Raw genomic sequence first — 9,753 nt, 5'->3', positions numbered from 1 at the left:
TTCGTACGCGTGCGGGTGACGAAACTCCGGGAGGTTTCCGTGCGCGGGACGGCCCCGTCCCGCGCGCTCACCGCTCGGGGAGGCGGACCGGCAGGTCGACGCCCGCGCGAGGGTGGTCGCGGACCGCGCGGCACCGCGGGGCGCGGACGGGGTCCGCGCCGGTGCCGGGTCCGGTGCGCGCCGGTAGGCCTGGTGGACGATCACACTTCGAACCCTACGAGCGGGCACCGACATTTTCGGCCCGCCACAGGAGGGTTCTCACAGGAGTGGGCGCGGCTTTATTCGATCGTGTGATCCTCACCGTCAGGCGACTACCGGGCGCAGTCACACTCCTTCGTGCGCCAGCACCAGTTGGCCGCGGGCGGCGGTCAAGAGGGTGCGGGCTTCCTGGATCTCCACGTACTTCAGGTGTTCACAAGCAGCTTCCGCGCAAGCCAGCGCGTGCTGCAGGGCGACGTTGTCCTCGACGGGACCGGCGTCCCGCAGTGCGTCGCGCAGCGACTCCTCCGCGCGCCGTGCCCCGGCCACCGGGTCGCCGAGCGCGGTCGGCCGCACCGAAGCGAGGACCTGCTCGACGGCCAGTTCGAGCACGCCGGTCGATGTCCGCGTGCCCACGGCTGAGCTCATCTGGTACGCCACCTCCAAAACGTTCGTCGTCCGCCGTCGGGTGACGGCCCTACAGTACTCCGCAGGTGTGTGACCTGCCGTTACGCGAAAGTGTCATCTTTCGCGGTTGCGGAGGGGCCTGGTGATCTCCCGGACGCGCGGGAAGAACTCTTCCAGGGGCACCGGGAGCGGGATCCTCCAGTTGGGGTGCTCGTCGATCGTGCCCGGCACGTTCGGCTGCCGGGTTTCCCGCAGAGCGTCCTGAGGTGAAGTCAGGACCAACGCGCAGGGTGCCTGCGCGAGCAGCTCGTGGGCGCCCTCGACCCTGTCCGCGGTCTTCACGCCTTCCTGGCGCATCAGCTCGTCGAAGTCCGGACCGTCCTCGCCCGCGAAGAACGTCGCCGCGGTCGGGAGGTCGTGCGTGGAGATGCTGGCCATCTGGTTCGGGTTCCACTGCGACGGCGGGATCAGGGGGTGCCCCTCCGCGTAGTAGTCGCGCTGGAAGTAGAGGACGGCGCTCGTGAGCATGCCGTTCTCCTGCAACGTCTTCGTGACGACGGGCTCGACCGTGCCGAGGTCCTCGCCGACGACGACGGCGCCGGCCCGGTAGGCCTCGAGCGCGAGCACGCCGAGCATCGCGTCGGCGTCGTAGTAGACGTACGTGCCGCGCGACGGCGGCTCGCCCGGCGGGATCCACCAGAGCCGCCAGAGCCCGGCGACGTGGTCGATGCGGATGCCGTCCGCGTGCTGCAGGACGCTGCGCAGCACCTGCCGGAACGGCCGGTAGCCGGTCTCGGCGAGCCGGTCCGGGCGCCACGGCGGCAGCCCCCAGCCCTGGCCGTCCGCGCTGAACGCGTCGGGCGGCGCGCCGACCGTCACGTCGATGGCGAACGCGTCGGGGTCGGCGAAGGTGTCCGCGCCGCCGGGGGCGACGCCCACCGGGAGGTCGTGGATGACGCCGACGGCCATGCCCGCCTCGTGCGCGGCCAGCCGCACGTCCTGCAGCTGCCGGGTGCACAGGTGCTGGACCCAGGCGTAGAACGCCACCCGTTCGCGTGACGGTTCCTCGCGGTCTTGCGGCCACTCGCGCCAGTCCGCGCCGTGGACCTCGGCGAGCGCGCAGTAGGTCGCGAACTTCTCCAGCTCGGCGTCCATCTCGACGTCGCCGCCGGGGAAGAGCAGCTCGAGGGCCTGCTTCTTGGCGTCCCAGATCGCGTCGTAGTCGATCAGGTCCTGGTTCGGCGGCCGCAGGTCCCGCACGAGCTGCCGGGTGCGCGGGCAGGCCTGCAGGAACTCGGCCGTCTCGGTCACGCGCAGGTAGAGCGGGTTCGCGAACCGCCGGGTCGCGGGCGAGTAGGGCGAGCGCTCGACCGGGTGGGTCGGGCTCGGCGCCTGCACGGGGTTGACCAGCACGACGCCGGCGTCGAGCTCGAGGCTGCTGCGGCGGGCGATCGTGGCGAGGTCGGCGAAGTCGCCCATCCCCCACGAGTCCTTCGAGCGCGCGGCGTAGAGCTGCAGCATCCAGCCCCAGGTGTGCGGCACCTCCGGCAACGTCCTGGGCGCGACGGCGAGCGTGACGGTCTGCTCGGCGGTGACGACGCGGTGCCACCCGAGCGGCAGGCTGTCCGGCAGGTGCCGCTCGACGGCGAGCGACGTGCCGTCCTCCAGCTCGATCGTCGCGGGGCCGTGGAGGTCGTACGTCTCGTACTCGCGGACGACGATCGTCGGCGGCAGCTTGCGCTCGGCACGACGCCGGTCCACGCGAGCCAGCTCGCGGGCGATGGAGTCCTCAGTGGACGCGTCCACGCCGAACTGCGCCAAGACCTTGACGACGACCTCGGTGTCGACGACGACCTCTTGCTGGTCCGCATTCTCGTACCGAGTGGCGACGCCCCAAGCGTCCGCCAGCCGCGCCAACTGCTCCACGAGTACAAGCTATGTCACAGCTCGGCGAGCATTACCAGAGCAAATGGTCCCTGGTCACCCGATGGGTGCAGGCCGGTCGGGAGGCACACTCCCGGTGTATCTCATCAAACATCCGATGCTTGGCGGGGAACAGCGACGACCGCCTCGACCTCGACGAGGAAGTCGGGCCCGAACAACGCCGCAACCTGAACCAACGTGCTGGCCGGGTTGTGCACGTCTCCCAGTGCGGGGCGCAGGATCTCGTCGCGAACGTCCCGAATGGTCTGAACCTCCGAGGCGTCGAGCACGTACCACGTGAACTTCACGACATCCGACCAGTCAGCTCCAAACCTGGAAATGACGTGATGAAGATTGCTCAGCGCCTGCCGCGTCTGGGCGGCCAGGTCGTCCACCCCGACCACGCAGCCCGCGGCGTCGACGGCCACCTGCCCGGAGACGAACGCGAGCGTGCCGGAGACCGTCACGGCGTGGGCGTAGCCGGGGGTCGCGGGGAGCTCGGGCACGTCGGTGAGGCGCTCTTCGGCGGGCATGGCGCCACCCTACGGTCCGGACCGGCGCGAGCGTCGCGGAACGCGAACGGCCGGGCTCGCCGGCACGCACCGCGCGAACGGCTCGCCCTCGGGCGGGAGCCCCGTCAGCCCACCGGCCCGCTGGAGTTGCGCACCACCAGTCGCACCGGGTGCTCGGCCGGCTCGACCTCCCCACCCCTGATCAGGGTGAACAGATCCGCGACCGCCCGCTCCCCCTGCTCCTTCGCCGCCCCCTCGACGGCGGTCAGCCCGACCACGCGGGTGAGCTCCTGCCCGTCGAGCGACACGATCGACACCTCGTCCGGCACCGCGCGCCCGTCGCGCTGCATGCGCAGGAAGATCCCCACCGCCGCGGCGCCGTTCGAGCTGATGACCGCCGTGGGCAGGCGTTCGCCGTCGAGCAGCACGTCGACCACCTGCTCGCCGCCGTCGACGGTCGGCGAGCACCACACCGTCCACTCCGGACGGACGGTGAGCCCGGCCGCGACCAGGATCTCGTCGTAGGTCTCGTCGACGCCGTCGGGCAGGACCAGGGCGACGTCGTGGTGCCCGAGGGCCACGAGGTGCGCGACGGCGGTCCGCAGCGCGTGCCGCAGGTCCGCGTCGTCGACCGCGACGTGCGGGACCTCCAGCGACTCCAGCGCGGCCTGTTCGGCGGCGGACAGCGACATCGACAGCAGCAGCACGCCGTCCACGCGGCGGCCCAGCGGCAGCTCGCCGAAGAACTTCGCGCGGGCGGCGGTGTCGCCGAGGACGTAGAGCAGCACGTCGTACCCGGCCTGCCGCAGCGCTCCCTCCGCGCCCGCGAGCACCGGGCTGACCTCGGACGTGAGCACCGCGATCGCGTACCGGCGCCCGCCGGCCAAGGACGAGGCGTCCCGCGCGATGGCGTACTTCATCTGCCGCGCGACCTCGCTCACGTGCTGCCTGGTCGCCTCGGACACGCCCGGTTCGCCCCGCAGGGCGCGCGATACGGTCGCAGCGGACACCCCTGCGGCCTTGGCCACGTCGGACATGCTGGTCACGGCCCGAGCGTATTGGAGATCCATGAAGCCCGGCGACGTCGCCCCCGACTTCTCCCTGCCCGACCAGGACGGCACCGAGCGCAAGCTGTCCGCCCTGCTCGAGAACGGCCCGGTCGTGCTGTTCTTCTACCCCGCCGCCATGACCTCCGGCTGCACGGCGCAGAGCTGCCACTTCCGCGACCTCGCCGCCGAGTTCGCGGAGGTGGGCGCCCAGCGCGTCGGGATCTCGCGCGACGACGTGGCGACGCAGAAGGAGTTCGCCGAGCTCAACGGCTTCGACTACCCGCTGCTCGCCGACGTGGACGGCGAGGTCGCGGAGCAGTTCGGCGTCAAGCGCCGGTTCGGGCCGATCCCGGTCAAGCGGCACACGTTCGTCATCGGCACGGACCGCGTGGTCGTCGAAGTGGTCAAGAGCGAGTTCTCGATGAACGCCCACGCCGACAAGGCGCTGGCGGTGCTCAGGAGTCGGTGATCGTCAGGACGCCGTAGGGCCCGGACGCGCTGCCCGTCCGGACGACCACTCCGTCGACGGTGTACCTGCCGTGCACCTCGGCGCCGTCCGGGCCCGCGACCACGACGAGCATCACCGTCTTCGGCGCGTCGGCCGGCACCTGGACGACATGCCTCCACGGCAGCGTCACGCCCGCCTCGTTCTTGACGGACGTGCCCGCCGTCGCGGTGACGTTGAAGGCCTTGCCGAGCCCCGTCACCTCGAACACCACGGACCGCATCGCCGGAACGGGCGGCGGCTCGACCGGCGGCGGTGGCTCCGCCCCGCCCGGCCGCACGGCGGCGCGCACCGAGTCCACGACCTGGGGTCCGTACACCACCCCGCCCACGGCGAGAAGGGCGACGACGAGCATCAGCACCCACGGCCACCTGGGTGACCGGGGAACCTCGTGCAGCGGTGGCGCGACGCCGTACTCCGCGGGTGTGTTCGACATGGGACCCCCCTCACCTGGGAGGTCGATCATGCACCACCCGCCGTCACCGCAGGCCCGCCAGCACGAAGTCGGCGATCTCGCCGGCGAGCTGGCCGGGTGTCTTCGGCCCGTCCGGCCGGTACCACACGGGCAACTGGTTCACGACGCCGAGCGCGATCCGCACGACCGTGTCCGCGGGGACGGCGGAGCTGAACTCGCCGTCCGCCTGCCCCTTCTCCACGACCGCGAGGAACGTCTCGTGGTAGCGGCGGCGTTCGGCGCGGAAGTCGGCCATCCGCTCCTCGCCGAGCCGCGGCATCTCCCGGACGAACACCGCGGTCTCGTCCACCCGCCCGGCGGTCGAGACGACGAGCGACACGAGGATCTCGCGCACCGTCTCGGCCGCGGGCAGGCCGAGGCCGATGATCCGGTCCATGTCGGCGGACTGGGCCGTGATCAGCAGCCGGTAGATCTCGAAGAGCAGGTCGTCCTTCGAGCGGAAGTAGTGGTACAGCGCGCCCTTGGTGATCCCGGCGGCGTTGACGATCTCCTGCACCGACGTCGCGTCGTAGCCCTGCGACGCGAACAGGCGCACGGCCGCGTCGATGATCTTCTGCTCGGTCGCGCTGGGCACCGCTACCCCTTCGGTGCCAGCGCGCGCACCTGCTCGACCTGGTCGCCGCCGGTCGGGAGCAGCGCGATGATCGGGGTGTCGACGCCGGCCGCCTGGTACTCGGCGACGCGGGAGCGGCACTCGTCGGTCGAGCCGTGCACGACCAGCGCGTCCACGACCTCGTCCGGGATGGCCTTGGACGCGGCCTTGCGGTCGCCCGCCGCCCACGCCTCGTGCATCGGGCGCAGCGCCTCGCCGCGGCCCAGCCAGTCGTGGAACGCCGCGTAGGCGGGCACGGTCAGGTAGGTGCTGATGAGCATGCGCCCGAGCGCCCGCGCGGCGTCGGCGTCCTCGGTCGGGCAGACGAAGATCCGGGCGGCGAGCTCGGCCTCGCCCAGCTCCGCGCGCACCTTCGCGACGTCGGTGGCGGCGAGCCAGTTGGTGATCGCGCCGTCGGCCTCGCGACCGGCGAGGCGCAGCATGTTCGGGCGCAGCGCGGCGAGCATGATCGGGACCTTCCCGGCCGGCGGGCGCTCCAGCTTGAAGCCCTTCACCGAGAACGTGTCGTAGTCGGCGCTGACCTTCTCCCCCGCCAGCGCGGCCTTGAGGAAGCGCAGGGTGTCGCGGGTGCGCTTGAACGGCTCCTCGAACGGGATCGCGTTCCAGCGCTGCACGATCGCGGGCGACGACGAGCCGATGCCCAGCACGAACCGCCCGCCGGTCACCTCGGCGAGCGTCGCGGCGGTCATCGCCAGTGTCGCGGGGCCGCGCGTGTAGACCGGTGCGATCGCCGGGCCGAAGCGCAGCTCGGAGGACCACTGCGCGGCCAGCGCGAGCGGCGTGAACGCGTCGGTGCCGGTCGTCTCGGCCGACCACACGTCCGTGTAGCCGAGCCCGGCGAGCTCGGACACCAGCGCGCGGTGCTCCAGCACCGGCACGCCGATCAGCGGCAGCGTGATTCCCCAACGAGCCATGAACGTCACCAGCCCAAGCTTCTAGGAGTGTCTCTGACTTCGAGACCACCCTACCGACCGGTCGGTATGCCCACAACAGCGCGACGGCCTACCTCTTCCTGGCCATCGTCAGGCCGTCCGCGATGGGCACCAGCACCGACTCCACCCGCGGGTCCCTGCGCACGAACCGGTTGAACGCGTCGATCGCGGCCGCGTTGCCCTCCGGCTGCTCCGCCGCGGCGTCGCCGTAGTAGAGCGTGTTGTCCGCGAGCAGCAGCCCGCCCTGCCGCACGCGCGGCACCAGCAGGTCCCAGTAGTGCACGTACCCGACCTTGTCCGCGTCGATGAACACCAGGTCGATGACCGGTTCCTCCGGCAGTTCCGCCAGCGTCCTGGCGGCCGCGCCGAGCCGGAGGTCGATCCGGTCGCGCACGCCCGCCGCCTGCCACGCCTCCTCCGCGATCGTCGTCCACTCGGCCGAGAGGTCGCACGTGATGACCCTGCCGTGCGGCGGGAGCGCCTGCGCGAACGCCAGCGTGGAGTACCCGGTGTAGGTGCCGACCTCGACCACGGTCTGCGCGCCGGTGAGCTTGACCAGCAGGGACAGCAGGACCGCCTGCTCGTGCGGGATCTGCATCTCCGCCGAGTCGCCGAGCTCGGCGGTGCGGGCGATCAGCTTCTCCTGCACCGCGCTCGGCTGACCTGCCTGTTCGCGCACGTACCGGTAGATCTGCGGTGTCATGACCACGGCCTTGAAGTCGTTCACGCGCGGCCTTCTCTCATAGTCGGGAGGCGAAAGTCCTGAGCTTGCTCCCGAGTGTGGCTCCGCACTCGGGCTCGAGCGGGTGTTTCGCGAGGTCGTGACCGATAGCGGACAGAACGGCGGCGCGGTGCGCGCGATAGCGGCTCACGCAGACGTTTTCCCGGCTCACGAGGAAGAACTCGTCGAACCGGGCGCGCTCGGCGTCGGTGGTGGGCACGCGCGCACGGCCCGACTCGCGCAGCAGCGAATGGCCGTCGGGCACGAGTTTGCGCATGACCTCCTGATGTGCCAACAGGTTCGCCTTGCTCGCGGAGGTGAGCGGTGCGGCCGCCACGGGCCCCAGTGCGGCGCGCGCCCGGCGCAGCAGGCCGGGCAGTGGTTCGTGGTCACGCGCCCACCGCCCGCTGAACGCCGGGTCGAACGCCACCATCATCGGCCTGATGACGTCCTCGTACACCTCACGGGAACAACTGCCCGAATAGGCGAGCATCGCCGAGTACGCGTCGTATCCAAGCGCAGTGAGGCGGACCAGCTGCGAATCAGGCTCGCGTGTCAGCCGATCGAGTGAAGCCGAAAGAAACCTCCAGACCAGGAAGGCGCCGTGGTGACCGAGGAACCACCGGTGCACCGCGCGGTCGACGGGGTCCTCCGGCGCGGTGATCGCGATGGGCAGCTGGTAGCAGCCGTTCGCGCACGGGATCAGCTCCTCCCCCGGCATCGGCAGGCGCAGCACGGGCAGGTCGACCCAGGTGTGGCCCCAGGTGGACAGGCGGACAGGAGCACTCATCGCGCACCCTCCACTTCGGACGCAACGGTGTCGAGGAGATCGGCGACCCTGCCGAGCGCCGTGTCGAGCGGCCGGTCCTCCACGACCGGCGGCACCTCGTCCGCGATCCGGTCGAGGACCTCGGCGAGCCGCGGTGCCTGCGGACGGCGCGCCCCGACGTGCACCGCCTGGCGCAGCGCGACCGCGAGGCCCGCGTGCAGGTGGCGCAGCAGCCGCGTCTGGTCGAGCGCGGTGAACGCGGCCTGGGTGCCGAAGGGGACGACGTCCTGGTTGTGCAGGTTCGTGGGCAGGCTCTGCACCGAGGCGGGTGTGGCGGCGCGGCGCATCGCGGCCACCGTCGCCGTCGCGGAGATCTGCACGCCCTGCAGCGCGTGGTGCTGACCGGGCAGCGGGCTGAGCATCGGTGGCAACCCGCCGGTGCGCCGGGGATCCACCAGGAGGTCGAGCTGGCGCTCGGCCAGGTTGCCCAGCTGCACCAGCGCGACGTTGAGCTGGTCGGCCGCGAAGGCGCTGGGCTGGCCGAAGAAGTTGCCGCCGTGCACCACCTCGCCGGTCTCCGGGAAGAACAGCGGGTTGTCGCTCACGCCGTTGAGGTCGCGGCGCACCACCTCGTCCGCGTGCCGCACGCTCGTGGCGACCGCGCCGATCAGCTGTGGCGTGCACCGGATGCTGTAGGCCTCCTGCAGCGGGCGCTCACCGGACGGCGTGCTGCCCTCGAGCCACGTCCTGATCGCCGCGCCGGTGTCCGCCACGTCGGGGTGCCCGAACGCGGCCAGCAGCCGCACCGACGTGAACTCCGTGCCGCAGCCCAGGACGTCGGTCATCAGGGCGGACAGCAGCTCCGCCGTGCGGCGCGCGCGAACCGCCTGTGCCACGGCGAGCCCGAGTGCCGCGGCGGTCACCGAGATGCCGTTCACCAGCGCCAGCGCGTCCCGGCCGTCGAGGGTCAGCTCCTCCAGGCCGGCACGGGCCAGCGCTTCTCCCGCCGGGAGCAGCTGACCTCGGAAGAAGGCGTTGCCGTTGCCGCGCAACGCATGCGCCACGTAGGCGAGCGGCTGGAGGTCGCCGCTCGCGCCGACGGAGCCCAGCCGTGGCACCGCGGGGGCGAACTCGCTGTCCAGCATGGCGGTCAGCGAGTCCACGACCAGCTCGGACACGCCGGACCGCCCCTGCGCCAACGAGAACAGGCGCGCGAGGACCGCCGCTCTGGCGACCGCCGGCGGCAGCAGCTCGCCGTGCCCGACGATGTGGTGCAGGATCGTGTTGTCGCTCTGGCCGGCGCCGTCCGCGCGGCCCTCGAACTCGACGAGCGGACCGAAACCCGTTGTGACGCCGTAGACAGCGCGGCCGGACCCGCTGACCTCGAGCACGAACTCGCGGCAGCGCGCCACCCGCTCGCGCACGTCGCCGGGAAGTTCGACGTGCAGCGGGGAACGGGCGAGTTCGAGGTGCGCGGGTTCGAGTGCCGAGGCCAGGTTCACGGCGGCAGGGGATGTTCCGACAGGCACGACGCCTCCTGAGGACTGTGGGGAGCCACTCGCGACGATCCCCGTTGACCAGTCGGCGAGGAAGGGCCTTGTGTAGGTGAACGAGGAGCAATTCTCAACTGTGCCGTGGCGCGTTCACG

11 protein-coding genes are annotated in these 9,753 nt (G+C 71.6%); 1 reads left to right on the top strand and 10 read right to left on the bottom strand.

The genetic code is table 11. The features are described 5' to 3' along the window. Positions 1–324: 324 nt before the first annotated feature. The 4 genes from V1227_RS00210 to V1227_RS00195 all read right to left on the bottom strand — a co-directional run bounded on the left by V1227_RS00210 (position 325) and on the right by V1227_RS00195 (position 4,078). Positions 325–627 carry a hypothetical protein gene (locus V1227_RS00210; RefSeq protein WP_329790356.1) on the bottom strand — a complete coding sequence of 101 codons (303 nt, stop codon included), beginning with the start codon at positions 625–627 and terminating at the stop codon, positions 325–327. A 93-nt stretch (positions 628–720) separates the two neighbouring features. Then, positions 721–2,532, bottom strand: coding sequence for a 4-alpha-glucanotransferase (locus V1227_RS00205; protein ID WP_329790355.1), 1,812 nt, complete (start codon positions 2,530–2,532; stop codon positions 721–723). Positions 2,533–2,636: 104 nt separating this feature from the next. After that, positions 2,637–3,062, bottom strand: coding sequence for a RidA family protein (locus V1227_RS00200; protein ID WP_329790354.1), 426 nt, complete (start codon positions 3,060–3,062; stop codon positions 2,637–2,639). Positions 3,063–3,166: 104 nt separating this feature from the next. Then, positions 3,167–4,078 (bottom strand): LacI family DNA-binding transcriptional regulator, encoded by a 912-nt coding sequence (locus tag V1227_RS00195; protein ID WP_329793929.1) that lies wholly within the window; start codon positions 4,076–4,078, stop codon positions 3,167–3,169. A gap of 31 nt (positions 4,079–4,109) precedes the next feature. Here V1227_RS00195 and V1227_RS00190 point away from each other — a divergent pair, with 31 nt between their 5' ends. Then, complete coding sequence (locus V1227_RS00190; protein ID WP_329790353.1) at positions 4,110–4,559, top strand: peroxiredoxin; 450 nt, start codon at positions 4,110–4,112, stop codon at positions 4,557–4,559. On the opposite strand, the gene V1227_RS00185 is transcribed toward V1227_RS00190, so the two are convergent. The 6 genes from V1227_RS00185 to V1227_RS00160 all read right to left on the bottom strand — a co-directional run bounded on the left by V1227_RS00185 (position 4,546) and on the right by V1227_RS00160 (position 9,634). Further along, positions 4,546–5,031, bottom strand: coding sequence for a hypothetical protein (locus V1227_RS00185; protein WP_329790352.1), 486 nt, complete (start codon positions 5,029–5,031; stop codon positions 4,546–4,548). The two genes, V1227_RS00190 and V1227_RS00185, sit on opposite strands and share 14 nt — an antisense overlap. A gap of 43 nt (positions 5,032–5,074) precedes the next feature. Further along, a complete protein-coding gene (locus V1227_RS00180) occupies positions 5,075–5,644 on the bottom strand; it encodes a TetR/AcrR family transcriptional regulator (RefSeq protein WP_329790351.1) in 570 nt (189 codons plus the stop codon). 2 nt (positions 5,645–5,646) lie between these two features. Beyond that, positions 5,647–6,597, bottom strand: coding sequence for an LLM class F420-dependent oxidoreductase (locus V1227_RS00175; protein WP_329790350.1), 951 nt, complete (start codon positions 6,595–6,597; stop codon positions 5,647–5,649). Between the two features lie 88 nt (positions 6,598–6,685). Next, positions 6,686–7,342 (bottom strand): O-methyltransferase, encoded by a 657-nt coding sequence (locus V1227_RS00170; RefSeq protein WP_236219000.1) that lies wholly within the window; start codon positions 7,340–7,342, stop codon positions 6,686–6,688. A 13-nt stretch (positions 7,343–7,355) separates the two neighbouring features. Then, a complete protein-coding gene (locus V1227_RS00165; protein WP_329790349.1) occupies positions 7,356–8,072 on the bottom strand; it encodes an L-tyrosine 3-hydroxylase in 717 nt (238 codons plus the stop codon). 50 nt (positions 8,073–8,122) lie between these two features. Then, complete coding sequence (locus V1227_RS00160) at positions 8,123–9,634, bottom strand: HAL/PAL/TAL family ammonia-lyase (protein WP_329790348.1); 1,512 nt, start codon at positions 9,632–9,634, stop codon at positions 8,123–8,125. Positions 9,635–9,753 lie beyond the last annotated feature (119 nt).

It is taken from the genome of Lentzea sp. DG1S-22, from assembly GCF_036321065.1.
GTDB classification, from domain to species: Bacteria; Actinomycetota; Actinomycetes; order Mycobacteriales; family Pseudonocardiaceae; genus Lentzea; species Lentzea jiangxiensis.
Note: the sequence above shows the minus strand (reverse complement) of the source record. Positions and strands in the feature narration are given on the sequence as shown.

Excerpts from the sequence above, each read along its gene's own strand:
- V1227_RS00210 (WP_329790356.1), bottom strand. The coding sequence starts at position 627 with ATGAGCTCAGCCGTGGGCACGCGGACATCGACCGGCGTGCTCGAACTG.
- V1227_RS00200 (WP_329790354.1), bottom strand. The coding sequence starts at position 3,062 with ATGCCCGCCGAAGAGCGCCTCACCGACGTGCCCGAGCTCCCCGCGACC.
- V1227_RS00195 (WP_329793929.1), bottom strand. The coding sequence starts at position 4,078 with ATGTCCGACGTGGCCAAGGCCGCAGGGGTGTCCGCTGCGACCGTATCG.
- V1227_RS00190 (WP_329790353.1), top strand. The coding sequence starts at position 4,110 with ATGAAGCCCGGCGACGTCGCCCCCGACTTCTCCCTGCCCGACCAGGAC.
- V1227_RS00185 (WP_329790352.1), bottom strand. The coding sequence starts at position 5,031 with ATGTCGAACACACCCGCGGAGTACGGCGTCGCGCCACCGCTGCACGAG.
- V1227_RS00175 (WP_329790350.1), bottom strand. The coding sequence starts at position 6,597 with ATGGCTCGTTGGGGAATCACGCTGCCGCTGATCGGCGTGCCGGTGCTG.